This is a genomic window from Mycobacterium sp. NGS63, assembly GCF_059812295.1.
On sequence record NZ_JCALCJ010000003.1, the window covers coordinates 125,266 to 147,985 of the forward strand.

24 protein-coding genes are annotated in these 22,720 nt (G+C 66.4%); 10 read left to right on the plus strand and 14 right to left on the minus strand.

Annotated features, from left to right (window positions below; translation table 11 throughout):
* Positions 1-8: 8 nt before the first annotated feature.
* Genes AC5Y4Z_RS07470 through AC5Y4Z_RS07490 form a run of 5 tightly spaced genes read right to left on the minus strand, consistent with a single transcriptional unit; the run spans position 9 to position 4,570 of the window.
* Positions 9-2,231: a SpoIIE family protein phosphatase gene (locus AC5Y4Z_RS07470; protein WP_499962201.1), complete on the minus strand. Its 2,223-nt coding sequence runs from the start codon at positions 2,229-2,231 to the stop codon at positions 9-11.
* Positions 2,228-2,863, minus strand: a complete 636-nt coding sequence (locus tag AC5Y4Z_RS07475; protein ID WP_499962203.1) for a SpoIIE family protein phosphatase — start codon at positions 2,861-2,863, stop codon at positions 2,228-2,230. The genes AC5Y4Z_RS07470 and AC5Y4Z_RS07475 overlap by 4 nt, the downstream gene beginning before the upstream one ends.
* Positions 2,856-3,275: an anti-sigma regulatory factor gene (locus AC5Y4Z_RS07480; protein WP_499962205.1), complete on the minus strand. Its 420-nt coding sequence runs from the start codon at positions 3,273-3,275 to the stop codon at positions 2,856-2,858. Before AC5Y4Z_RS07480 ends, AC5Y4Z_RS07475 begins: the two co-directional genes overlap by 8 nt.
* A complete protein-coding gene (locus AC5Y4Z_RS07485) occupies positions 3,265-3,654 on the minus strand; it encodes an STAS domain-containing protein (RefSeq protein WP_499962207.1) in 390 nt (129 codons plus the stop codon). The genes AC5Y4Z_RS07480 and AC5Y4Z_RS07485 overlap by 11 nt, the downstream gene beginning before the upstream one ends.
* 22 nt (positions 3,655-3,676) lie before the next feature.
* Positions 3,677-4,570 carry an STAS domain-containing protein gene (locus AC5Y4Z_RS07490; RefSeq protein WP_499962209.1) on the minus strand — a complete coding sequence of 298 codons (894 nt, stop codon included), beginning with the start codon at positions 4,568-4,570 and terminating at the stop codon, positions 3,677-3,679.
* 156 nt (positions 4,571-4,726) lie between these two features.
* On the opposite strand from AC5Y4Z_RS07490, the gene AC5Y4Z_RS07495 reads away from it, so the two are divergent.
* The gene (locus AC5Y4Z_RS07495; protein WP_499962211.1) at positions 4,727-5,095 is read left to right on the plus strand and encodes an STAS domain-containing protein; all 369 of its coding nucleotides are present in this window, start codon (positions 4,727-4,729) and stop codon (positions 5,093-5,095) included.
* 9 nt (positions 5,096-5,104) lie between these two features.
* Here AC5Y4Z_RS07495 and AC5Y4Z_RS07500 read toward each other — a convergent pair whose 3' ends face one another.
* From AC5Y4Z_RS07500 to AC5Y4Z_RS07510, 3 genes are read right to left on the minus strand one after another with little or no spacing between them, the layout of a single operon-like run.
* On the minus strand, positions 5,105-6,118 hold the full coding sequence (locus AC5Y4Z_RS07500) for a hypothetical protein (RefSeq protein ID WP_499962214.1): 1,014 nt from the start codon (positions 6,116-6,118) through the stop codon (positions 5,105-5,107).
* On the minus strand, positions 6,115-7,431 hold the full coding sequence (locus tag AC5Y4Z_RS07505) for a Dyp-type peroxidase (protein WP_499962216.1): 1,317 nt from the start codon (positions 7,429-7,431) through the stop codon (positions 6,115-6,117). The genes AC5Y4Z_RS07500 and AC5Y4Z_RS07505 overlap by 4 nt, the downstream gene beginning before the upstream one ends.
* The gene (locus AC5Y4Z_RS07510; protein WP_499962218.1) at positions 7,432-7,992 is read right to left on the minus strand and encodes a hypothetical protein; all 561 of its coding nucleotides are present in this window, start codon (positions 7,990-7,992) and stop codon (positions 7,432-7,434) included.
* 95 nt (positions 7,993-8,087) lie between these two features.
* Here AC5Y4Z_RS07510 and AC5Y4Z_RS07515 point away from each other — a divergent pair, with 95 nt between their 5' ends.
* Positions 8,088-8,588, plus strand: coding sequence for a DUF6328 family protein (locus tag AC5Y4Z_RS07515; protein ID WP_499962220.1), 501 nt, complete (start codon positions 8,088-8,090; stop codon positions 8,586-8,588).
* Here AC5Y4Z_RS07515 and AC5Y4Z_RS07520 read toward each other — a convergent pair whose 3' ends face one another.
* On the minus strand, positions 8,589-9,272 hold the full coding sequence (locus AC5Y4Z_RS07520; protein WP_499962222.1) for an HAD family hydrolase: 684 nt from the start codon (positions 9,270-9,272) through the stop codon (positions 8,589-8,591). It abuts the gene before it with no gap.
* A gap of 123 nt (positions 9,273-9,395) precedes the next feature.
* On the opposite strand from AC5Y4Z_RS07520, the gene AC5Y4Z_RS07525 reads away from it, so the two are divergent.
* From AC5Y4Z_RS07525 to AC5Y4Z_RS07540, 4 genes are all read left to right on the plus strand, one after another.
* Positions 9,396-9,707: a hypothetical protein gene (locus tag AC5Y4Z_RS07525; RefSeq protein WP_499962224.1), complete on the plus strand. Its 312-nt coding sequence runs from the start codon at positions 9,396-9,398 to the stop codon at positions 9,705-9,707.
* 144 nt (positions 9,708-9,851) lie between these two features.
* On the plus strand, positions 9,852-10,151 hold the full coding sequence (locus AC5Y4Z_RS07530) for a DUF4193 domain-containing protein (RefSeq protein ID WP_499962226.1): 300 nt from the start codon (positions 9,852-9,854) through the stop codon (positions 10,149-10,151).
* Positions 10,148-11,533, plus strand: coding sequence for a cytochrome P450 (locus AC5Y4Z_RS07535; RefSeq protein ID WP_499963263.1), 1,386 nt, complete (start codon positions 10,148-10,150; stop codon positions 11,531-11,533). The genes AC5Y4Z_RS07530 and AC5Y4Z_RS07535 overlap by 4 nt, the downstream gene beginning before the upstream one ends.
* Before the next feature lie 44 nt (positions 11,534-11,577).
* Positions 11,578-12,183, plus strand: a complete 606-nt coding sequence (locus AC5Y4Z_RS07540) for a restriction endonuclease (protein ID WP_499962228.1) — start codon at positions 11,578-11,580, stop codon at positions 12,181-12,183.
* A gap of 26 nt (positions 12,184-12,209) precedes the next feature.
* Here the strand turns inward: AC5Y4Z_RS07540 and AC5Y4Z_RS07545 are convergent, their stop codons facing one another.
* Positions 12,210-12,806 carry a hypothetical protein gene (locus AC5Y4Z_RS07545; RefSeq protein WP_499962230.1) on the minus strand — a complete coding sequence of 199 codons (597 nt, stop codon included), beginning with the start codon at positions 12,804-12,806 and terminating at the stop codon, positions 12,210-12,212.
* Between the two features lie 315 nt (positions 12,807-13,121).
* On the opposite strand from AC5Y4Z_RS07545, the gene AC5Y4Z_RS07550 reads away from it, so the two are divergent.
* Positions 13,122-14,858, plus strand: a complete 1,737-nt coding sequence (locus tag AC5Y4Z_RS07550; RefSeq protein ID WP_499963265.1) for a type I restriction-modification system subunit M — start codon at positions 13,122-13,124, stop codon at positions 14,856-14,858.
* Between the two features lie 29 nt (positions 14,859-14,887).
* Complete coding sequence (locus AC5Y4Z_RS07555) at positions 14,888-16,084, plus strand: restriction endonuclease subunit S (RefSeq protein WP_499962233.1); 1,197 nt, start codon at positions 14,888-14,890, stop codon at positions 16,082-16,084.
* Positions 16,085-16,207: 123 nt separating this feature from the next.
* Here AC5Y4Z_RS07555 and AC5Y4Z_RS07560 read toward each other — a convergent pair whose 3' ends face one another.
* From AC5Y4Z_RS07560 to AC5Y4Z_RS07575, 4 genes are all read right to left on the minus strand, one after another.
* Positions 16,208-17,458: an HNH endonuclease signature motif containing protein gene (locus tag AC5Y4Z_RS07560; protein WP_499962235.1), complete on the minus strand. Its 1,251-nt coding sequence runs from the start codon at positions 17,456-17,458 to the stop codon at positions 16,208-16,210.
* Positions 17,459-17,620: 162 nt separating this feature from the next.
* The gene (locus AC5Y4Z_RS07565; protein ID WP_499962237.1) at positions 17,621-18,016 is read right to left on the minus strand and encodes a PIN domain-containing protein; all 396 of its coding nucleotides are present in this window, start codon (positions 18,014-18,016) and stop codon (positions 17,621-17,623) included.
* Positions 18,013-18,264, minus strand: coding sequence for a type II toxin-antitoxin system Phd/YefM family antitoxin (locus AC5Y4Z_RS07570; protein WP_499962239.1), 252 nt, complete (start codon positions 18,262-18,264; stop codon positions 18,013-18,015). Before AC5Y4Z_RS07570 ends, AC5Y4Z_RS07565 begins: the two co-directional genes overlap by 4 nt.
* A gap of 66 nt (positions 18,265-18,330) precedes the next feature.
* Positions 18,331-19,011 carry a DUF433 domain-containing protein gene (locus tag AC5Y4Z_RS07575; protein WP_499962241.1) on the minus strand — a complete coding sequence of 227 codons (681 nt, stop codon included), beginning with the start codon at positions 19,009-19,011 and terminating at the stop codon, positions 18,331-18,333.
* A 108-nt stretch (positions 19,012-19,119) separates the two neighbouring features.
* On the opposite strand from AC5Y4Z_RS07575, the gene AC5Y4Z_RS07580 reads away from it, so the two are divergent.
* Together AC5Y4Z_RS07580 and AC5Y4Z_RS07585 are read left to right on the plus strand one after the other, a co-directional pair.
* Positions 19,120-19,419, plus strand: coding sequence for a nucleotidyltransferase family protein (locus AC5Y4Z_RS07580; protein WP_499962243.1), 300 nt, complete (start codon positions 19,120-19,122; stop codon positions 19,417-19,419).
* 3 nt (positions 19,420-19,422) lie between these two features.
* Positions 19,423-22,542 carry a type I restriction endonuclease subunit R gene (locus AC5Y4Z_RS07585; RefSeq protein WP_499962245.1) on the plus strand — a complete coding sequence of 1,040 codons (3,120 nt, stop codon included), beginning with the start codon at positions 19,423-19,425 and terminating at the stop codon, positions 22,540-22,542.
* Positions 22,543-22,720: the final 178 nt, after the last annotated feature.

Below are 22,720 nucleotides of genomic sequence, written 5' to 3' on the forward strand. Positions count from 1 at the left end.
GCCGCTCACTACGCCTCGTGCGGCAGGCGGAAGCTGATGTCGACAGTGGTTCCGGTCGTGGTGCTTTGGATGTCCATCGCCTCGCTGAGCGCCCGCATCAACACCAGGCCGCGCCCGCTGTTGCCCGGGTTGGCGGCCGGCGTCTTCCACGAACCGGAGTCGGTGATCCGCGTCCGGACCTGGCCGTCGGCGATGTCGGCTTCGAGCAGCATTGTGCCGACGCGCTGCCCGCGATACGCGTGCTCGACGCAGTTGGTGCACGCCTCGTTGACCACCAGCACGATGTCGGCGGCCAGGTCGTCCGGCATGCCGGCGGTGTGTAGCCACGCCGCCAGCCGGTGCCGGACCATCACCAATTGCTCTGCCACGGCGGGGCTTTCGATGCGCAGCCGCGCCGGCCGGTGGCGGTACACCACCATCGCGACGTCGTCGTCGTACCCCGACGCCGGCGCCAGCGCCCGAACCATGGCCTCCGGGACGGTTTCCAGGGGCGACTGCATCGTCTTGGCCAAAATGCTTGCCGCGCGCCCGATTCCGTCGTCGATCGACTCGTGTTTGCGCTCGACCAGGCCATCGGTGAACACCATCAGCGTCGAGCCGGGGGGGAGCACCAGCGAAGCCTGGGGACGTGGTTCCCCGCGGCGGACCGCGAGCGGCACCGACGAGGCGTCGGTCAGCACGGCCGTCTGCCCGGCCTCGGGCCCGGCCAGCACGGCGGGCATGTGGCCGGCGTTGCTGTATTCCAGCAGCCCGGTTTCGGTGTCCAGGACGGCCAGAAAGACGGTGGTGCAGTAGGCGTTCGGGATGAGCGAGGCCGCCGAGTCGAGCTGTTCGAGCAACAGCGCCGGCCGGGCGCCGTTGATCAACAGCGCGCGCGCCGAGCTGCGCAGCTGACCCATGATCGCCGCCGCGGGCAGGCCGCGGCCCACGCAGTCGCCGACGACGATGCCGATGCGGTTTTCGCCGATCGGCAGCACGTCGTACCAGTCGCCCCCGATTTCTAACGGCGGGACCGCGGGTTCGTAGCACACCGCGAAACCGGGTGGCGGCTGCAGCGGGGGCAGCATGGTGCGCTGCAGCGTCAGCGACGTTTCGCGGGCGCTCTCGAACTGGCGCACGTGCTGCATGGCCAGGCTGAGGTGGCCGATGAGCACGGTGACCAACAGCCGGTCCTCGGCGCTGACCCAGCGCGGGGTGCGCAGCTCCAGCCACAGCGCGAGGTCGCCGGTGTTGGACAGCACCGCCACCAAACCCTGTGCCTTGCCGGGGTTTTCGGGGCTGTCGACGGTCTTGGCGGTCAGCGGCAGCTGATGGCGGGCGTCGGAGAAGGTGTGCTGCAGCCACGGATCCAGCCTGCGCCACGACGTTTCGGAGGGGTCGCCCGCGACCTGGACGCTGGGCTCACCGCCGCCGCCGGGCCACGACACGGCGATCACGCGCTGGACGTCGATCGCCGCCCGGCACTCGTCGAGGGTGATCGACAGCAGCTCGGCGACGCTCTTGGCGACGGCCACCGCGGTGGCCAGGCGCAGGACCGCGCTTTCGCGGGCGGCGAATGCGCGCTCCACGGTGATGTCCCGGATGGTTCCCACGTAGACGTCGCGGTCGCTGCCGGTTTCCTTGACCGCGTTGATGCTCACCATCACCCACGCGAGATGGCCGTCCCGGTGCCGAATCGGGGTTTCGTACTCGGCGCTGCCGTTGGTGCGGACCACCGCGATCTGTTCGCGGGCGGTCTTCTTGTCGACCAGCCACGGGTGGGGCCACCGGTAGGGCAGGCCCGAGGCCGGATAGCCGAGGATATCGACGAAGGCGTTGTTCACCTCGATCACCGAGCCCTCGTTGTCGGCGACGAAAAAGCCCTCCTGCAGCGAATTCACCAGGGCGGTGCGGAATTTGTCCCGGTCGGCCAGGCCCTCGGCGCGGGCGCGTTCCTCCGCGTAACGCCTGGTGCCGTCGAGGAATCCGCGGGTCGCGACGTCCAGCGGGGCCAGCGTCTGCAACAGGAATTCGAGAGCCGCCGGCCGGTCGATCGAAGCGCCCGCGGCGAGCTCTTGGACGAACCGGAAGTGGTGCTCGATGATTTCGAGCATGCTGACGCGTTCTTGCAGGGCGCGCCGTCCCAGTTCGTGCCCGACGGCCAGGGCATCCTCGTCGCGCTCGGTCAGGTAGCGCTGCAAGGCGGCGGCGTAGGCGGCGTGGAAGTCGCCGGAGAGGTCAGGCTCGCTCATGTCTCGCTCATCGACGTCCCCCGATGACGCGCGGCCAGCACCATCGCGTCGTCGGTCTCTTTGCAGTACTTGGTCAGTATGTGGTCGGCGATGACGGAGGCGGGAGCGGCGAAGTCGATGTGCTCCAGGCGCTCGTCGCCGATGCCGTCGGAGGTGATCAGGATCAGGTCCCCGGCGCGAATCGAAACCACCTGCGCGGGACGGATTTCCGGGATGCGGTAGCCGACGATGCCGGCGATGAGGCGCGCGCTGGAGCGGACCTGCACGCCGGTGGCGGCCTTGGCCACCAAGTCGGCGGCGACGTTTCCGACCCCGGTCCAGGACAGCAGGCCCGCCGCGAAGTCCACCCGCGCCAGCGTCATCGCCACCCCCCGGGTGCCCTCCAGCACCCGGTGGCACAGCTGGATCAGGACCTCGAGCCGCTCACCGGGCGCCTTGGCGAGGGTGTCGACCGCGCGCAGGGCGGCCGTCGCGGCGGCCGGGCCGTGCCCGAGCCCGTCGATCACGCCGAACAGCGCGGCGTCGTCGTCGATGTGCAGCGCGATCCGCTGGTCGCCCGAGATCTGCTCGCCGGGTAGCGGGCGGCCGGCGGCCGCCCACTCGATGGGGCCCAGCCGGCCTTTCTCATGCACGGGCGGGAACCCATTTCCACATCTCGATGACCGTTCCGCGTCCGAGCGTGGAGTCCACGACGAGCCGGTCCATCAGGCGGCGCGCCCCGGGCAGGCCCATGCCCAGCCCCCGGCCGGTGGAGTACCCGTCCTCCATCGCGCGCTCGATGTCGGCGATGCCCGGGCCGTCGTCCTCGGCGCGCACCACCAGGGCCTTGCGCCCCTCGCGGTCGGCGACGGCGACCTGCACGGCGCCGCGACCCGCGTAGCTGGTGATGTTGCGCGCGATTTCGGAGATCGCCGTGGCGATCATGGTGACGTCGGTCAGCGAGAAACCGAGGTCGAGTGCGAGTTGGTGTCCTGCTTTGCGGGCGGCGACGATGTCGTCGGGGTTGTGGATGTCGACGACCAGAACTTGCGGGTCACCCGCCACCGTCGCGCCCGATCGTCGATTTCCCCACTCCGCCTTCGCGGTTGAGCAACGCGAGGCCCTCTTCGAGATCCAGCGCGGTGTTCATGTCGTCGAACGCCAAACCCAGCTGCACCATCGCGAAGGCCACCTCGGGCTGCAGGCCCACGATAACGGTGTCCGCGCCGCGCAGCCGGGTCATGTGCGCGATCGTGCGCAGCGACCGGGCCGCGAAGGAATCCATCACGTCGATCGCGGTGACGTCGACGATGATGCCCTGCGCGCGGAACTGGCTGACCCGCTCCATGAGGTCGTAGCGGAGCCGTTCGGCGTCCGAGTCGGACAGCGCGGCCTGCACCGAGGCGATGAGGATCGATCCCTGTTTCAGGATGGGTACTGGCATGGGCTGCTCGTGTCGATGGCGGTTATCCGGTCTGTTCGCCGGTGCGCGTGACTTCGTAGCCGAGCAGGCGCTCGGCTTCTTCGATGCCGCCCTGCAGGTCGCCGACGGCGTTCATCTTCGACAGGTCCAGCCCGATGGTGACCAGTGTCAAAGCGATTTCCGAGGACAGGCCGGTGATGATCACGCTGGCGCCCATCAGGCCCGACGCGTCGACGGTCTGCACCAGGTGGTTGGCCACCGTCGAGTCGATGGTGGGGACACCGGTGATGTCGATGACCACGACCTTGGCGCGGTTGGCGCGGATGGCCCGCAGCAGCTGCTCGGTGACCTGGCGGGCGCGCTGGCTGTCGAGCACGCCGATGATCGGCAGAATCAGCAGCTGCTCGCGCACCTGCAGCACCGGCGTCGACAGCTCGCGGATCGCCTCCTGCTGCTGGCGGATGATGCGCTCGCGTTCCTGCACGAAGCTCACGCCCACGGTGTTGGCGATGCGGTTGGCCGCCGGCTCGTAGGCGTCCAGCACCCGGTTGAGCATCTCGAACTCGGCCTGGTACTTCTCGAACAGTGACCGCGCGAGCACGTCGCGCAGCAGCAGCACGATGCCGAGCACCTCGTCGGTTTCCACGCCCCGGGGGATGATGCGTTCGGACAGGTCGCGGGCGTAGGCCTGCAGCGCCTCGACGCTACCGGTCTCGAGCACCTCGACGTAGTTGTCGTAGACGGCGGTCGCCTCGGAGAACAGCTCCTCCGGCGTCATCGCGGTCAGCAGCTCGGCCTCGGTGATCCTGCGGGCCCACTCCTCGCGCAGCACGGTGCGGTTCTGCCGCAGGTGCTGGACCAGCTGGGGCAGCAGACCCTCACTGACCGTCTGCGCGGCGGTGCTGGTCGTTCCGAAATCCGACGGCGAATCTGACATCTGGCCTCCCGTGCCACGTCGCGCTCCGCAGTGCGCACTGCATTTGGAGACTAGCCTGGGCTATCGCGGCGCGGGCGTCGAGGGCATATTCTTCTCGCAGTTCGCGCGGCAGGTTACGCTTGCACCACACTTACGGCCTGGACAAAGGATCGCCCATTGTCAGCTCCTGACTCGATTACCACGTTGGTTGAGGACCACGACGGCGTGTCCGTGGTCAGCGTCAGCGGCGAAATCGATCTGGTCACCGCCCCGGCGCTCGAACAGGCCATCGGCGCGGTGATCGCGGACGGGCCGACGGCGCTGGTCATCGACCTTTCCGCGGTGGAGTTCCTCGGTTCGGTCGGGCTGAAGATCCTGGCCGCCACGTACGAGAAACTCGGCAAGTCCACCGAGTTCGGCGTGGTGGCGCGCGGTCCGGCCACCAGGAGACCCATTCACCTGACCGGCTTGGACAAGACCTTCCCCCTGTACCCCACCCTCGACGACGCGTTGACCGCGGTGCGGGACGGCAACCTCAACCGCTAGCCGGGCCCCTCACGCCATCTGCGCGACGTTTCGCCAGAAGTTCACCAGGCTGTCGGTGCCGCCGAACAGCGTCGTGAAGTTCGTGGAGTCGACCAACACGATGTCGCCGGCCCGTTGCCCGGCCGGCGGCATCCAGATGAGCGCGTTGAACTCGGTGTTGCCCGCCGCGGAGAAGGGATGGGGCCGCGTCGGATCGACGCGCTGCCGGCCGAGCACCCGCAGGGCGTCGCTTTCCGGCGCGGTCAGTTCGTAGTGCGGCAGGTGGGGGTGGAAGTTGAAGGTGGTGACGCCGTCGAGGAGTCGCGGGGTGTCGAGGTCCGGGAAGCCCGTCAGCGGCGCGATCTGGTTGCTGCCCTCCGCGACGACGGCCGGCCGTAGCCCCCACGTGTTGTGGACGGGGACGTCCAGCGCCCGCATCAGGGAGCGCGCGTAGTGGCTGAAGCGCTGCTGGCGGGGAACCAGCGGGTCACCGTGGTGGAGATATTCGACCTGGCGTTGCTCCGCGTTGTCGGAAAAGCCGACGTCGTGGTGCGGCGCCAGCAGCAGGCAGGTGCCCTCCCGCTGCAGCCAGGCGCGGATCGCGCCGACCTCCTCGGCCCCCGCCTCGGCTTGTCCGAGCACATGGTCGAGTCCGAAGACCATCAGGGTGTCGGTGTCGGCCAGTATCCGTTCGTCGATCGGCAGCCGGTAGCCGGCCTGGTCGACGCGCTGGAAAACCGCGACCGGGTGGCCGGTCACCTCGCCGGCAAGATCCTGGAAGCGCAACGTCGAGCGGTGGAACAACTCCAGGGTCCCGACGATGCCCTGCAGGAAATGCGCCGCATCCCACTGCGGGCCCTCGTAATTGGGCCAGGCCACCCTGCGCACCTCGGTCATCGTGGAGAACCGATTGTCCAACTCGGCGGGATCCCGTTGGGCCTCCCAGGGATAGCTCCAGGTCCAGTAGATGCTGATGCGCCGACGGCCCGGTGTGGGTCTGCGGGGTACGTGGTGCTGGTTGTAGGTGCGTGCGGGCGCGCTCACTGCGCCCTCGCAAGGTACTCGAGGCCGTTGATGCCGGGCAGGAAGAAGTACGCCCCGCCCGTCAGGGTGGTGAAGGCGGGCAGCCCTTTGAGAACCTTGCGGATGGGACGCTTGGGGATCGTGAATTCCATGGTGCCGTCCTGTGTTCCGCAGATGGGATCGCGCTCGTTGCGCAACTCGTGAAAGGTGCGGTCGTTGATCCACACGTTTTGCGCGAACTCGAATTGACGGACGAGGCTCGCGCAGATGATGAACGCGGCGATGCCCCGGTCCGCACCGTCGTCGTCGGCGCCCTCCGGAAGCGCGGCGCCGTAGGTCGCGCCGCGCCGGATCATCCGGCGCCGGTTCATGTTCGCGGCCGTGTCGCGCGGATTCAGCCGGCGGATGTGGGAGCCCAGCGGCACGGCGTAGCCGAACGGGTCCATCTCCTTGTAGGTGAAGTCGTTGTTGCGCATCGGATCCGCGCCCAGCTCCGGATTGTCGTGCTCGGGTGCCAGGGTCAGCGGCGCGCCGCTTCGCCACCGGCCCATGAGCTTGGCGGCAAGCAGGTCTTGCCCGTCCCGTGTGGCCGCCTGCTGCTCGAGGTAGCTCCGAAACAGGCCGACGTGCTCCCGCAGTCGGCGGTACGCCATGAAACTGCCGTTGCGTGACAGTGCTTCGGGCTGGGGAGGTTTCGGGACGACGCCTTCCTCGTCGGGATAGCCGAGGATGAACTCGCCGGGTTGCAGCGGTCCCCCGGAGCCCGGCGTCGCCTCTTCGCCGGTTCCGTCGATCACCGGTTGCGACAACCGGTCCCGGAACCCGAAGTGATCGTGGGCGTAGTCGAACGGTGGGGTCGCGTTCAGGTCCAGGAAGGACAGCGCGCGCACTCCCGGACACCGGGCGACCAGGTCGGCGTGGACGGCGGTACAACGCCGGTGCTCCGATTCGTTGCGCGCGAACAGGATTGCGATCGCGTGCAGGCCCTCGTCGGCCAGCCCGCCCACCCAGTTGTCGGGGTGGTTTGCCCCGGTGTCACCCAGGATGTCGGCTCGCGCGGCCATGCCTTCCCGGAACTCGTCCGGAAAGGTAGCCAGTGACTCCTCGGAAACGCCGAGCGCGCGCAGGCCATTCCAGGTGAACGCGAGGGTGACCCACCGATCCTGGCTGTCCATCGTCCTTCGTGCGTCGGCGGCCGATTGCACTTTGCCCACGAGTTCGCGCAGCCACGCCCGGCCCCCTGCCGGGTCGCCGAACGACAAGAATTCGTAGCGCCCCGTCATCGCCGGTGTGCGTGTCACGAGGATGTGCTGGATGTTGTCTAACTCAAGCATTTATTGCATCTGGTCGAGCATGTCGGAGAAGGCGGCCTTGAGCTTGAGCGCCTTCTTGATCTCGTCCGCCGTGACGTAGGGGTACTCCCCGTACTCGAGGAAGCTCGGGACTTGGTGCTCGCGCACGAACTCGATGAACGCCTCCGGATTGGTTTGCCAATCCTCGGGAAAGCCTTCGAGGTTGGTGAACACGGTGGTGACGCCCGACTGGGAGAAAAGCCGGATCGCGTCTTCGGTGTACTTGTCGAAGTCGGTATCGAAAATCCCTTGGTATTGGAAATGCAGTCCGGAGCCGACGTCGAACAGGATCCAGCGCAGGTAGTGCAATCGCAGCGGGGCGAGCAGCTCGGGCTGGGCCGCGATGGCGGCCTCGATCACTTTGCCGTACTCGCGGACCGCGTCTTCGCGTCCGGGCTTCACCTTGGCGATGATCGAGAACCCATAGCAGGCGGGTGTCCGGGGAAAGACCGGCCCGTATCTGCCGCGCTGGAGTTCGAAGTACCCTTCCGCCGGGATGGCCATGGCGGCGGGTTTGCTCCATTCGGGATCGGTCGGCGGCATCGTCGTCCTCCGCTTTATTGGATGTTCGCTGGGCGGGACATTACTCGCTCTGACCCTCAGCGCGGCCAGGCCGCGCACGGTGCGATGATCACGGCATGGACGTCGATCACCCCGAAGACGACCAGCGCTGGGATCGCGATCAGCGCGGTGAAACCGAAATCGAACGGCTGGACCGCAATTGGAACAGCCTGCTGCAGGAGTTGCGAGTGGTGCAGACCGGGGTGCAGCTGCTCACCGGGTTCCTGCTGACGCTGCCGTTCCAGCAGCGCTTCGACATCCTCGACGGGCAGATGCACATCGCCTACCTCGCGACGGTGGGGTGCTCGGTGGCCGCGACCGTGCTGCTGATCGCGCCGGTGGCCATCCACCGGCTGCTGTTCCGGCGGCATCGCCTGCAGGCCCTGGTGTCGGCCGCGCACCGGTGCGCCTACGCGGGGCTGGTGTTGCTCGGCGCGGCGCTGACCGGGGTGACGGTCATCATCTTCGTCGCGGTGGCGGGGCAGGCCGCGGGTTTCGCGGCCGGAGCGTGCGCGCTGGCGCTGTTCGCCTTCTTCTGGTTGGCGCTGCCCCTGGCGCTGCGCACCCGCGGGATGTAGTCAGCCGCCGCGGGCCAGCTCGGCGATGCGGGTGGATTCCAGCTGGTCGAGCAGATCCTGCGGATCGGCGAAGACCGGCGCCGCGCCGGCGTCCCGCAGCTCCTCGCGGGAGATGCCGCCGCTGAGCACGCCGATGCACGGCAGCCCCGCGGCCGCGGCGGCCTGGGCGTCCCACACGGCGTCACCGACGAACACGGCGTGCTCGACATCGACCCCGGCCCGCTCCAGCGCGACCTGCACGATGCCGGGTTCGGGCTTGGCGGTGTCCACGTCGCGTGACGACGTGGTCGCGGCGATGACGTCGTCGCAGTCGAGGGCCTTGAGCAGGGCCTGCAGTTCGTCCTCGGGCGCCGAGCTGGCCAGCACGACCTGCAGCCCGAGCTCGGCGACGCGGCGCAGCAGCGCGCGGGCCCCAGGCAACGGCGCCAGCAGCGAGATGGTGTCCTCGTAATAGGCGCTGTGACCGTCGCTCAGCCGCTCGCGCACGTCGTCCGGGGCGTCGTCGGACAACGTGCGCACCAGCCGCGAGCCGTCCATCCCGATGCAGCGGTGGATCTTCCAGGCGCCCACGGGCATGCCCTCGTCGTGAAAGGCACGCTGCCAGGCGTACACGTGCAGGTAGTTGGAATCGACCAGCGTCCCGTCGACGTCGAACAGGACTGCGGGCGCGCCTCGGGCGGTCATCTGCGCGGCATACCCGCGCCCGGGCAGTTTGATGCCTACGGGCTGAGGGTACGCGCCAGGGGTCGGCGGCGGTTGCGCCGTGCGAAGGCCAGTGGTGCACAAACGTTCTCGTGGGGAGCAAAGTTGGATCACCTGAAAAGGGACCCGGTCGATCACGCACGTACCACCCGTCAGCACGCTGGCGAAACCCTGAACCACGGTGCCAACGCGCCCGGCCTGCTCGGCGCGGCGCTCGCCGTGATCGCCCTGATCGTGGGTCTGTTCGCGTTCGCCACCGGGCATGCCGCCGTCGGCTGGGTGGCCGTGGTGGTGGCCGCCGTCCTGGCCGCCGCGGGTGCCGGCTGGGTGATGCGCACCCACCGCAGGGTCCGCGACGCCGAACTGCGCTGGGAAGCAATCAATTCCGGCCAAGCCGCGCCGCCGCCGAGCAGCTGACCGGCCGCGGCCCATTCGCGTCGGCGAATTCTCCGTCAAAGCCGAAGAAAAAAGGTGTAACTCGCAGCTGAACGGGGTATCGACTCTGCCACGGGTGAGTACAAGCAAGTGCGTCAACCCGGCATTCATGGAGGAGGAACACCCATGGCGACCGCAAGCGATTACGACGCACGCCGCGCACCGGACGTCGAGACCCAGGACGCCGCCGCCCTACGCGACCTCGCCCCCCTGCCCGCCTCGGCCACGGCCGTCGTCGACGAGGACCCCAACGACGTCCTGTTCTACGAGCTGCCGGGCGCGGACCTGTCCAGCGAAGAGCTGTCGGTGACGGTGGTGCCCCAGCGGGCCGACGAGTTCACGTGCTCGAGCTGCTTTTTGGTGCAGCACCGAAGCCGGCTGCGCTCGACGAGCTCGGGACTTCCGGTCTGCGCCGACTGCGCCTGACACCGGGCCCGGCGGCCGGCGCGCGCGCCTTGACCAACCACACCCGCCGTGTTTCTGTCATCAGCGTGAGCCGACCGCCCGGCCTGCCCGCCCCGCGCCCGTTTCGTTGGGCTTTCGCCGCGGCGTATGCGCTCGCCTACCTCGTCGGCGGCGAGCGGCGGATGCTGCGGCTGATCCGCCGCTATGGCCCGATCATGACGATGCCCATTCTCAGCCTCGGGAATGTGGCGATCGTGTCCGACCCGGAGCTGGCCAAGACGGTGTTCACCGCGCCGCCCGACGTGCTACTCGGCGGCGAGGGCGTGGGTCCCGCGGCCGCCATCTACGGGTCCGGGTCGATGTTCGTGCAGGAGGAGCCGGAGCACCTGCGGCGGCGCAAGCTCCTGACGCCCCCGCTGCACGGCGCCGCCCTGAGCAGCTACGTGCCGATCATGGAGAACTCCGCGCGCGCGGCGATGCTCGGCTGGCCGGTCGACCGGCCGTTCCCGATGCTGGCGGCGGCGCGGGCGCTGACCCTGGACGTGATCGTCAAGGTCATCTTCGGCGTGGACGATCCCGACGAGGTCCGGCGGCTGGGCCGGCCCTTCGAACGCCTGTTGAACCTGGGCGTTTCCGAGCAGTTGACGCTGCGCTACGCGCTGCGGCGCCTGGGTGCGCTGCGGGTGTGGTCCCAGCGGGCGCGGGCCAACCGGGAGATCGACGACGTGGTCATGCCGCTCATCGCGCAACGGCGCGGCGACCCGCGGCTGAGCGAGCGACTCGACATCCTGGCGCTGCTGATGTCTGCGCGCGGCGACGACGGAGAACGACTGTCCGACAGCGAGATTCGCGACGACCTGATCACCCTGATGCTGGCCGGTCACGAGACCACCGCGACCACGCTGGCCTGGGTCTTCGACCTGCTGCTGCACCATCCCGACGCGCTGCGGCGCGTGCAGGCCGAGGCGTGCAGCGGGGCGGAGGACTTCACGACCGCGGTGATCCACGAGACGCTGCGGGTGCGCCCGCCGGCGCCGTTCACGGCCCGCGTTGCGGCGCAACCGTTCCCGATCGGCGGCTACCTCGTCGACGCCGGCACGCGAATCGTCATCCACATCATCGCCATCAACCGCAACCCGCGCACCTACGAAAACCCGAACGAATTTCGCCCGGAACGATTCCTGGACCGGCGGCCCGAGACCTACGCGTGGGTCCCGTTCGGCGGTGGGGTCAAACGTTGTCTGGGCGCGGCCTTCTCGATGCGGGAGCTGATCACCGTGCTGCACACGCTGCTGCGTGAGGGGGAGTTCAGCGCGGTCGACGACCTTCCGGAGCGCATCGTGCGCCGCTCCATCATGCTGGCACCCCGCAACGGCACCAGGGTTCGGTTTCGCCTGCGCTGAATTGTCGCTGAATTGTCGTAGCCGTCGGCTAGGTTCATCGCATCATGGACAAGATATTCGGGTCCCTCCTCGTCGTCGGGTTCGCTCTCCCTTGGTATTTCACCCAGCGGGCGACCGGAAGCGTGGTCATCGGGTTCTCGGCCGGCCTGGTCGGGCTGGTCCTCACGGTGTCCGCCCTGCTGTGGCTCGGTGCGCAGCGGGACCGCCTGCGGGCCGGACGGCAGCGGCGGCGCGACCGTCGCTACGTGACGGCGAGCCTGGCGGCCATCGACGAGATGCCGGGTGTCGAGTTCGAGGAATTCGTTGCCGCACAGCTGCGCACCGTGGGCTTCGGCGTCACCCACACCGCCAGCACCGGTGACTACGGCGTGGACTTGATCGCCACGAAGGACGGCACCCGCATGGCGGTCCAATGCAAGCGGCAGGCCAAGGCCGTCGGCGTCGCCGCCGTGCAACAGGTGGTCGCGGGCGCCCTGCACCACCGCTGCGATCAGACGGTCGTGGTGACCAATCAGGCGTTCACCAAGGCGGCGCGCCGGCTGGCGGCGACCCATCGCTGCCGCCTCGTCGGGCGCGAACAGCTGCGGATCTGGGCGCGCATGGAAAGCCAGCGCGTCCGGCGGCGGATGCAGCCGCAGCTGGAGGCGTAGCCGACCGCGAATCCGGTTGTGCGAGCCTAGATCTGCGTGATCGTGCAGTCGTGGAAGGCCCACAGCGCAATGCGGTCGGGGTCGGTGTGGATCTTGATCTCGACCGGGCCGCTCCCGCCCGTCGGCACGACGAACGTGAACGTGGTGGGTCGGGCGTTGTCCTCGAAGTTGGCCGCCAGGCCCGGTCCCTCGACGTGGAAGTAGCCCGGGTAGTGCGGCCCGACGGCGATGCTGGTCGCCCGGCAGGTCACCAGCACCCCCGCGCCCGTCGGCGGGCGCTCCAGGGTGAGGCGCAGGTACGGCGCGAACTCCGTGTTACCGGAGAAGCTCCCGATCGAGGCGAACGGGTCGCTCCCGGCCGTGTAGTACGCGACGGTCTCGAAATCGAGCCACGCGACCCCGTCCACCGCGGGCCGGCGCGGGTTGAGCACGGCGAGGATCGCCAGCTGCGCCGGGTCCAACGCCCGCACCCTGCCCGGGGCGGTGTCGAGGATCTCGCGTGGGCTGACCGGTGTCGTTAGCGACGGGACGCGGTTCACCTGCACACCCGGCCGCTTCTCGAACTCCTTCAGCCGAGCAACCAGCGCCTTCGGCAGCGGGGCCGCCACCCTCAAGTCCGACATGACTTCTCCTCTCGTGGCAATCCGACAACGAGGTCAGGTTTATCCGCGAGTGCGAGGGCCGCGTTAGCGTATTCGGCTACTCGAATCGAAGAAGGTCAGCCACGGGTTGGTGGCCGTGCGCCACAATTCGCGGCGTAGGACCGCGAATGCGGTGGCCAGCAGATGCAGCGACGCGCGACGTCCGAAATCGTGACCGTCCCGCAGCGAGGAGCTGGGATCGTCTACCGACCTTGCTCATGCGCTCCCAAAGTGGGTCTGTTGTAACTAAAGTGCGTGCCAAACGGGTGGATGCACGATGGTTGGATGGAGGCCGGGTTGAGCAAGCTGGGCAACTTCGTGTGGGGGATTGCCGATCAGCTTCGTGGCGTGTACAAGCCCCATCAGTACGGCGGGGTGATCCTGCCGTTCACGATTCTGCGGCGCCTGGACTGCGTCCTACAGCCCACCCGCGACGAGGTTAGCACACTGGCCACCAAGCACAGGGGTGGAGCGCTCGACGTGCAGGTGAAGCGCAAGACCGGGCTCGGGTTCTACAACACCAGCGCCTTCGACTTCGCGCGGCTGCTGGAAGATCCCGAGGGGCTGCGCGCCAATCTGATGGACTACATCACCGGCTTCTCGGCCAATATCGACGTCTTCGAGCGGTTCAAGTTCGAAAACGAGCTGGCGACCCTGGATGAGAAGAACCGGCTGTACCTGGTGACGTCGAAGTTCGCCGAGGTCGACCTGCACCCGGACACGGTGCCCAATGCCGAGATGGGCGACCTGTTCGAGCACCTGATCTACAAGTTCGCCGAGGCGTCCAACGAGGAGGCCGGCGAGCACTACACCCCGCGTGACGCGATCCGGCTGATGGTCGACTTGCTGTTCGCCGAGGACAGCAAGGCCCTGCTGGAGCCCGGCACTGTCCGCGCGATCTACGACCCCACCGCCGGTACGGGGGGCATGCTGTCGGTCGCCGAGGAACGGCTGCTGGAACGTAACCCCGACGCCCGGCTGCGGCTGTACGGGCAGGAGATCAACGACCAGTCGTACGCGATCTGCAAGTCCGACATGATCGCCAAGGGGCAGGACGCCGGCAACATCCGACTTGGCGATACGTTGGCCGACGACCAGTTCTGGGACCGCACCTTCGACTTCTGCATGTCCAACCCGCCGTACGGGTTCGACTGGAAGGCCTCGGAAGGGGCCGTCAAGAAGGAGGCGCTCGCCCAGGGCTCTCGGTTCTCACACGGCCTCCCCTCCGTCGGCGACGGCCAGATGCTGTTCCTGTGCCACCTCGCCCACAAAATGCGTCCGTCGCACGAGGGCGGCGGCCGGGCCGGCATCGTCCTCAACGGCTCGCCGCTGTTCAACGGCGCCGCCGAGTCGGGGCCGTCGAAGATCCGACAGTGGCTGCTCGAATCGGATCTGGTGGAGGCGATCGTCGCGCTGCCGACGAACATGTTCTTCAACACCGGCATCGCCACCTACATCTGGATCCTCGACAACACCAAACGCCCTGAGCGGCAAGGCAAGATCCAGCTGATCGACGCGACCTCGTTCTGGACGAAGATCCGCAAGAACCTCGGTGCGAAGAACCGCGAGGTCGACGCTGCGGCCCGTGATCGCATCCTGTCGCTCTACGACGCCTTCGACGAGGCCGACCCTGATTACTCGAAGGTGTTCACCGCCAACGACTTCGCGTATTGGACGATCACCGTGGAACGGCCGCTGCTCGACGACGACGGGAAGCCGGTGACCGACCGCAAGGGAAACCCGAAGCCCGACGCCAAGAGGCGCGACACCGAAAATGTCCCCTTTACCTACGGCGGCAACGCCGAAGGCGACGCGGGTCGGGCGGCTACGATCAAGGCATACTTCGAGACCGAGGTGAGCCCGCACGTCCCCGACGCCTGGATCGACAGCACGAAAACCAAAGTGGGCTACGAGATCCCGTTCACCCGCCACTTCTACAAGTACGTGCCGCCCCGGCCGCTCGCCGAGATTGATGCGGATCTGGACGCGCAAGTCGCGAAAATTCTCAAGCTGCTGCGAGAAGTGGAAGCGTGAGGACTATGCCCGGATGGCGACATGTCCGCATGAAGCAACTCATTCAGCAAATCGACTCGGGCGTAAGTGTCAATGCGGTTGACATACCGCGTGCTGCGAATGAGATCGGCGTTCTGAAGACTAGTTGTGTTTCAAGAGGTGTCTTCGATCCGGAGCAAAACAAGACCGTTGACGTAGCAGAACTCAACCGAGTGGCGTGCCCTGCGACGTTGGGCGCGATAATCGTGAGCAGGATGAATACACCAGAGTTGGTGGGAGCCGCGGGTCTTGTTCGTGAACCCGTGGAGAATCTATACCTGCCAGACCGACTATGGCAGGTGAGTGTTAAGCCGGATGTCTCTGCTGCCTTTGTTAGTTATTGGATGCAGACCCGCGCCTACCGGGACCAAGTTTCGAGCGCAGGTGTTGGGACAAGTGCTTCGATGCAGAACATCTCGCAGAGCGATTTCCGTAATCTGCGCTTGACTATCCCCGAGTTGGGTGACCAGCAGGCCATCGCAGATTTCCTCGACAGCGAAACTGCCCGTATCGACACCCTCATTGAGGAGCAACATCGACTCATTGAGATGCTGCGGGAGCGGAGGGGTGCACTCGTGTCCGGCATGTTTGTGGACAAGGCCGTGAACAGTAGGGTCGAGCATGCGTGCCTTGATGTCGTTGACTGTCCACACACGACGCCTGGAGTTTCCGACGATGGGGCGTATGAGGCGGTACGGACTGCCTCGGTTCGGGCCGGAAAGTTTCGACCCGGGAATGGCCTTCGTGTAGACCGAGATACGTGGTTGACGCGCAATGCGGGTGGGTCGCCCAGGATGGGCGATATTCTATTCACCAGGGAAGCGCCCGCTGGCGAGGCATGTATGGTGCCCTCTGAAGAAATTTGCCTCGGTCAGAGAATGGTCTTGCTTCGGGTGGATGATCGAGTCTGTCTTGGCAAGTTCTTGCTGTGGCAGATCTATTCAGGTCGTGTGCAGGATCGCTTCCGGTTGGCGGCCAACGGATCTACCGTCGGAAATGTACGGTTACCCATCCTTCGCGCGACTCCTATCTGGCTTCCTTCCCTCGACGAGCAACGCCGAATCGCAATCTACCTCGACGAGCAGACGACCAAGATCGACATCCTGATCGCCGAGACTGAGCGGTTCATCGAACTCGCCCGCGAGCGCCGCTCGGCTCTGATCACCGCCGCTGTCACCGGCCAGATCGACGTGCCGGCGATGGTGTGAATCCACTTGGTAGCAAGGGGCGAGTGTGGAGTACGCGAGCTGACCAGCGAGTGAATTACCTTGTGCCCCAAGCAGTTGGCGCTGCTACGTGATGCGGACACTGACTTAGCGCGGGTGGCCGACCTAGTTGTTTGACGGCGGCGGCTGGGGCTGGAACGGCTCGTACCACCACCAGTCGGCGCGCTCGCCGGTTGGTCCGGGACACGGTGGGACCGCGGGCGGGGGTTGGGTCGGTGTGCGGGCAAGCGAGCCTGGGTTCAGTGGTCGCCCGTCGCTGTCGGTGACGGTGAGGTTGTGCGCGGGTCCGGTGATGGTGATGATGCCGCGATGGTGCAGCCGGTGGTGATACGGGCACACCAGCACGAGGTTGGCCAGCTCGGTTAGGCCGCCGTCTTCCCAGTGGATGATGTGGTGTGCATGAAGACCCCGGGTGGCCCCACAACCGGGAACCGCGCAGCTGGGGTGGCGGTGCTCGAGCGCACGACGAAGCCGGCGGCTGATCACCCGGGTCGCTCGGCCGCAGCCGATGAGCTCGCCGTCACGTTCGAACCAGGCCTCACAGGTGGCATCACACAACAGGTATCGGCGTTCGGACTCCGACAGCAGCGGGCCCAGATGGAGCGCCGCGAGGCGCTGCTTGACGTCGAAATGCATTACCACCGTGGTGTGCTGCCCGTGCGGGCGGCGCGCCACTTCGCCATCCCATCCGGTCTCGACCAGGCGCATAAACGCATCGGCGGTCGTGGGCAACGGCGGCGCAGCATCGGAGGCGCGGCCGTCGCTGTCGCGATCGCGCTTCCACTCGGCGATCAGCGCATCAAGATGCGAGGCCAGCGCCGCGTCGAACTTCGCCGCATCGGGGGGCGGAAGCTTGATCCGCCAGCAGCTGCAGTTCTCGTCGGTGTGCTTGGTGATCGACCGCTGCGGTTCGGGGCGAGGTTGGGGTTCGGGTCGCGGTTCGAGCTTGACCGCGGTGCGCAGCTGGCTGACCGTCGCGCAGGCCGCCAGCGCCGCATAGTGCTCATCGGATCCCGCGCCCGCGCGTGCGGCGATGACGCCGACCTGATCCAGCGACAGCCGGCCCTCCCGCATGCCCGCCGCGCAGCGCGGAAACTCCTCCAACCGACGCGCCACGGTCGTGATCGTGTGGGCGTTGGCCGACGACGCACCGAGCTTCCATGCCACCAACGCCGCCACCGACCGAGCCCCCGTCATCCCGCACAGCTCGTCGCGATCGATCTCGGCGGCGATCTCCACGATGCGTCCATCGATCGCATTGCGCTGACCGGCCAACTCCGCCAACTCCTCGAACAACACCTCAAGACGCTCTTTCGGAGTCACCTCCACGGCGCCAGCGGTTGCGGTCGAAGACATAGCCCCATCATCGCAGGGGGGTACGACAAGTCCGGGGCTCCGCGACCTCCGGTGCCACCAACTCGGCCTCGATCATGGGCGCAACCAAGGTGGGGCATCGAGCGCGATCAACATCCCGGAACCCTGCACCTAACTGCGAGGCAAGTCGAGCCTGAATCCCCCTCAGCGACAAGGATCGAGTGTGGCGTATCCGAGTTCGTCGGCCACCGACAGCATCGTCGCGTCGTGGGAGACAACGGTGGCGTCGAGGCCGCTGCGGATGACCGACGCCAAGTGGATCGCATCGAGCGTCTTGATGTGCGGGACGATGGCCTCGGCCTCGGCCAGCAGCGCGTCGCTGACCGGAAGCATGCCGACATAGTCGAGCAGTGCGTCCCGGCGGCCCACCGCAAGCCCCTCACGCCGCAGCACGCGAGTGAGCTCCGTTCGTAGCAGTCGAGATGAGATGACCGATGCCTCGGGGGAACCCGTCGCCGTATCGAACCAGGCAGCGGCCGCCGCTGAATGTCCGAGCACAATCCGCACGGCGACGGACGCGTCGAGGTAGAAGTAGGTCACCAATCGCCCCGAGCATCGTCGATCAGCTCGTCGATCGATGCCGCGGAGGTCAGCTCGACGCGGTCGAGCAAGCGCGTCTGTGCGGCACCGGATTTCTTCGGCGGTGCGATGCCGGCGGCTCTATCGGGTGGGACGATGTGCCCGATCACGTGGTTGTGCCGCGTGATCGCGTAGGTCGCCCCAGCCTCGACGTCGCCGAGGACTTCAGTCGGGTTCTGCCGCAACTGGCCCACAGTCACCGTCTTCATAGGTCGATGCTACCTGTTTGTCTACTGATGTCTACATCAAGGGCGACGGCCGCAACCCCTGAGGCATCAGGCAGTGCGCGCGCAGCCTGCGATCAGTTCGAAGCGGATGGCTTCGTCGACCTGCTCGGGGGCAAGGTCGTAAAGGTCCGCGAGGGCGTCGCGACTGGTGCCGGCCCGGAAATCCTCAACGAGCGATTCAGTCTTCACGCCGCGGATCGCGGGTTGGCCGAAGGCCCTGCGTGGGTCCATTACGACGTGCGGGGTGCGGACGTCCGGCTTCATGTGGGCGACCACGTCATCGGCATATCCGACCGCCGACTGGAATTGCTCGGCCGGGACAGCGGGTACGAGCTGCCCATTGCGCACCACCACGAGTTGGAGCGAGCGCTCAAGGCCGACCCTGTCCTGCACGATCCGGACCAGTTCGCGTCCTTCGACGTCGAGAAACGGGCGCGCATGAGCCAGCGGGTAGCGCCCGAATTCGCTGCGGAGTGCCACGATGGCCGGGCGGAGAAGCTGGACGGGGACCTCCCGGCTGCGGTACTCGGCCAGTAGCCGAGACTCAACCATCTCACCCCACGTCACCGAGTCGAAGCCGGTCGGCTCCTCTCGGAGTACGGGGTCGTAGAACTTCCCGCCGCGGGTGTAACCCTCTAGCCACCGCTTCGCTGTGCCTGCATGCAGACCGACAAGGCGATCCACATCCCGGTAGGCATAGATCGCCCGATCAAGCAGCGAGTGGGCCATCCCGTCAATATTGGCACGGGCCAGGCAGCCGGGCTGCTCAATTTGCGCGGCCGCTTCAACCCACTGACGCCGCCGGTAAGGCAAAATGCGACGCGGAGGTGAGGGGCGATGCACCAGGTGGTCGAGTCGAAGCGACATCAGATTCAGGCCCTGTGCCGCGAGCTGTCGGTGCGCCGCTTGGATGTGTTCGGCTCTGTCGTCAGCGGCTCGTTCGACATCGACACGAGTGATGTCGACGTACTCGTGGAATTTGACGAGGGACTCGACTTCGACCACTACTTCGCGCTCAAGGAAGGGCTTGAAGAAATCATCGGCCGCCCGGTTGACGTGGTAACACTGCCGGGCCTCGTTAGCCCGTACTTCAGCCAGCGCGTCATGCAGACGCGAGAATTGATCTACGCGGCCTGAGACATGGCGCAGCACAACGAGATCGAGTTCGAACGCGAACTGTGCGAGTACCTGGCCAAGCACGGTTGGCTCTACTCGCCCAACGACACCGGCTACAACCGCGAACGCGCACTATTCCCCGAAGACGTCCTCGGGTGGCTGGCCGACACCCAGCCCGAGCAGCTGGAGAAGGTCGTTAAGCCGGGCGCCGATGACATCGTCAGGCAGCAGGCCCAGCTGCTCGACCGGATCGTGAAAGTCCTTGACACGCCGCTGGACAACGGCGGCGGCACCCTCAACCTGCTCCGCAAGGGATTCTCGCACCTGGCTGCCAAATTCCAGATGTGCGTGTTCAAGCCCGAGTCGACGCTGAACGAGAAGCGCACCGCCGACTATGCCGCGGTGCGGGTGCGCGTCATGCGCCAGGTGCACTTCTCCACCGCCGACCAACGTTCGGTAGATCTGGTGTTCTTCGTCAACGGGCTCCCGGTCGCCACCGCCGAGCTGAAGACCGACTTCACCCAGACCGTCGCCGACGCCATCACCCAATACAAAACCTCCCGGCTGCCCAAGGACCCCGGAAGCGGCGCGGTGGAGCCGCTTTTCGTCTCCGGCGCCCGCGCGCTGGTGCACTTCGCCGTGTCCAATGACGAGGTCTGGATGACCACCAAACTCGCCGGCGACAAGACGTATTTCTTGCCGTTCAACCGGGGTACCGAGGACGGCGGTGCCGGCAATCCGCTTAACCCGGCCGGCTCAAAGACCTCATACCTGTGGGAGCGGGTCCTGCAGCGCGACGCGTGGTTGAACATCCTGGGCCGGCTCATGTACATCAAGCACGAGGCGAGCACCGACCCGATCAGCGGCAAGACCACCAAGTCGTCGTCGCTACGGTTCCCGCGCTTTCACCAATGGGAGGCCGTCACCGAACTCACGGCCGCCGTCACCTCCGAAGGCGTCGGCAAGCGATATTTGATCCAGCATTCGGCGGGCTCGGGCAAGACCGACTCGATCGCGTGGACCGCGCACCGAATGGCGCGCCTACAGGTCGACAACCAGAAGGTGTTCGATTCGGTCATCGTCGTGACCGACCGCAACGTCCTCGACGCCCAGCTACAGGACGCCATCAAACAGATCGACAACGACCAGGGCATCGTCGTCGCGATCGACCGCGGCGAGGCCGTGAAAGCCGGCGGATCGAAATCCGGATTACTCGCCAAGGCGCTGACCGACGGCAAGCTCATCATCGTCGTCACCATTCAGACGTTCCCGTTCGCGATGAGCGAGATCCGAAAGAACAAGGGGCTCAAGGGTAAGACGTTCGCGGTGATCGCCGACGAAGCCCACTCGTCGCAGTCCGGGCATGTCGCAGGCAAGCTCAAGGCGGTGCTGACCGCCGAGGAAATCGAGGAGATCGAGGAAGGCGGCGGGATCGACGTTGAAGCCGTGCTAGCGGCCGAAGCGACCGAGCGTGCCGCGTCGGCCAACATTTCATACTTCGCATTCACCGCCACCCCCAAGGCCAAGACGCTGGAACTGTTCGGTCGCAAGCCCACTCCCGCAGCCTTGCCCGTGCCGTTTCACGTTTACTCGATGAAGCAGGCCATCGAGGAGAGCTACATCCTCGACGTGCTGACCGGTTACCACTCGTTCAAGCTGGCGTTCCGGGTCGGACAGAACGTCGCGCATGCGAAGGAGGTGGACCAGGCTCAGGCCACCAAGGAGGTGATGCGCTGGGTCAAGCTCAACCCACAAACGATCACGCAGAAGGCCGCGATCATCGTCGAACACTTTCGCGAGAACGTGGCGGACCTGCTTGACGGGCACGCCAAGGCGATGGTCGTCACCGACTCCCGCAAGGCGGCCGTGCGGTACAAGCTTGCGATCGACTCGTTCATCGCGCAGAAGGGTTACGGCTACGGCACCCTGGTCGCATTCTCTGGCACGGTGCAGGATCCCGAGTCGGGCCCCGGCGATTTCACCGAGGCCACGATGAACCCGGGCGTCCACGATCTGCGCACGTCTTTCCGAGGTGACCAGTACAAGGTGATGATCGTCGCCAACAAGTTCCAGACGGGCTTCGATCAGCCGTTGCTGTGCGCGATGTACGTCGACCGGATCCTCTCCGGCGTCACCGCGGTGCAGACCCTCTCCCGGCTCAACCGGACTTATCGCACCCCGTCGGGCATCCAGAAGACGGCGGCGATGACGCAGGTCGTGGATTTCGTCAACGAGCCCGAGGAAATCCGCAAGGCATTCGAGCCGTACTTCACCGACGCGTTCCTGGAAACCGAGACCGACCCGAACCTGGTGCACGACCTGGCGGCGAAACTCGACACCGCCGGCATCTACACCCAAGCCGAGATCGACCAGTGCGCAGAGGCTTTCGTGAAGGGCAAAGGCAACAATGCCCTCGCGGCGGCAATCGACCCCGGCAAGAAGCGTTTCGCCGAGCGCTACCAGGCGGCCCTGATCGACAACGGCGGCGAGGGCGATAAGGCGGCACTCGCGGAACTCGACATGTTCCGCAAGGACGTCGGTTCGTTCGTTCGTCTCTATGACTTCATGTCGCAGATCATCGACTACGGCGACCCGGCGTTGGAGAAGAAGCAGATTTATCTGCGCCACCTTGACCGCGTGATCCAGCCCGACAACTACACCGCACCCATCGACCTGTCCGACGTCGTGCTGAAGCACGTCAAGCAGATCGACCGGGGAAGCATTGACATCACTCTCGGCGTGCGGGTTGGACTGTCCGGCATCACCGCGGCCGGGTCCGGTGAAAAGCGGGACCCGAAGATGGTCGCCTTCCAGCAGGTACTCGACCGCCTCAACGACCTGTTCGGATCGGAGGACTTCACCGAGTCGCAGAAGGTGTCGTTCCTCGAAGCCCTGCTGCAGACATTGCTCGACAACCACGCGCTCGTGCAGCAGGCGAAGGTCAACTCCGCGAAGCAGTTTGTCGAGTCACCCGACTTTGACGACGCCGTCACCGGCGCAGTCGCCGACAACCAGGGCGCACACGAAAAGATGAGCGACTACTTCTTCACCAACACGCCGGGCCGGGCGCACCTGATTTCCGACATCGCCAAGTGGTTCTACCAGGTCGTCTCCTCGGAGAACGCGAACGCTTCAGCGCTTTGAAGGAGCAGTTGTCGCCACAAAGTGCCCTTGGTTCCTGCCCCTTCAGTCGGTCCGACTGGTCAACGCCCAGGAACGGGAGATTGCATAAACCGTCTTAAACTCCCTAATCCGACGCCGTCCAGCAGGGGAGTCCTTCCTCGCTTCGAAGGCTGGTCTCGTAAACAGCGTTGTGAGCCTC

What these genes read in the sequence shown, in the direction of transcription:
- AC5Y4Z_RS07470 (WP_499962201.1), bottom strand. Translation starts at nt 2,231, where the DNA reads ATGAGCGAGCCTGACCTCTCCGGCGACTTCCACGCCGCCTACGCCGCC.
- AC5Y4Z_RS07485 (WP_499962207.1), bottom strand. Translation starts at nt 3,654, where the DNA reads ATGCCAGTACCCATCCTGAAACAGGGATCGATCCTCATCGCCTCGGTG.
- AC5Y4Z_RS07490 (WP_499962209.1), bottom strand. Translation starts at nt 4,570, where the DNA reads ATGTCAGATTCGCCGTCGGATTTCGGAACGACCAGCACCGCCGCGCAG.
- AC5Y4Z_RS07505 (WP_499962216.1), bottom strand. Translation starts at nt 7,431, where the DNA reads ATGCTTGAGTTAGACAACATCCAGCACATCCTCGTGACACGCACACCG.
- AC5Y4Z_RS07510 (WP_499962218.1), bottom strand. Translation starts at nt 7,992, where the DNA reads ATGCCGCCGACCGATCCCGAATGGAGCAAACCCGCCGCCATGGCCATC.
- AC5Y4Z_RS07515 (WP_499962220.1), top strand. Translation starts at nt 8,088, where the DNA reads ATGGACGTCGATCACCCCGAAGACGACCAGCGCTGGGATCGCGATCAG.
- AC5Y4Z_RS07520 (WP_499962222.1), bottom strand. Translation starts at nt 9,272, where the DNA reads ATGACCGCCCGAGGCGCGCCCGCAGTCCTGTTCGACGTCGACGGGACG.
- AC5Y4Z_RS07530 (WP_499962226.1), top strand. Translation starts at nt 9,852, where the DNA reads ATGGCGACCGCAAGCGATTACGACGCACGCCGCGCACCGGACGTCGAG.
- AC5Y4Z_RS07540 (WP_499962228.1), top strand. Translation starts at nt 11,578, where the DNA reads ATGGACAAGATATTCGGGTCCCTCCTCGTCGTCGGGTTCGCTCTCCCT.
- AC5Y4Z_RS07545 (WP_499962230.1), bottom strand. Translation starts at nt 12,806, where the DNA reads ATGTCGGACTTGAGGGTGGCGGCCCCGCTGCCGAAGGCGCTGGTTGCT.
- AC5Y4Z_RS07555 (WP_499962233.1), top strand. Translation starts at nt 14,888, where the DNA reads ATGAAGCAACTCATTCAGCAAATCGACTCGGGCGTAAGTGTCAATGCG.
- AC5Y4Z_RS07560 (WP_499962235.1), bottom strand. Translation starts at nt 17,458, where the DNA reads ATGTCTTCGACCGCAACCGCTGGCGCCGTGGAGGTGACTCCGAAAGAG.
- AC5Y4Z_RS07570 (WP_499962239.1), bottom strand. Translation starts at nt 18,264, where the DNA reads ATGAAGACGGTGACTGTGGGCCAGTTGCGGCAGAACCCGACTGAAGTC.
- AC5Y4Z_RS07575 (WP_499962241.1), bottom strand. Translation starts at nt 19,011, where the DNA reads ATGGCCCACTCGCTGCTTGATCGGGCGATCTATGCCTACCGGGATGTG.
- AC5Y4Z_RS07580 (WP_499962243.1), top strand. Translation starts at nt 19,120, where the DNA reads ATGCACCAGGTGGTCGAGTCGAAGCGACATCAGATTCAGGCCCTGTGC.
- AC5Y4Z_RS07585 (WP_499962245.1), top strand. Translation starts at nt 19,423, where the DNA reads ATGGCGCAGCACAACGAGATCGAGTTCGAACGCGAACTGTGCGAGTAC.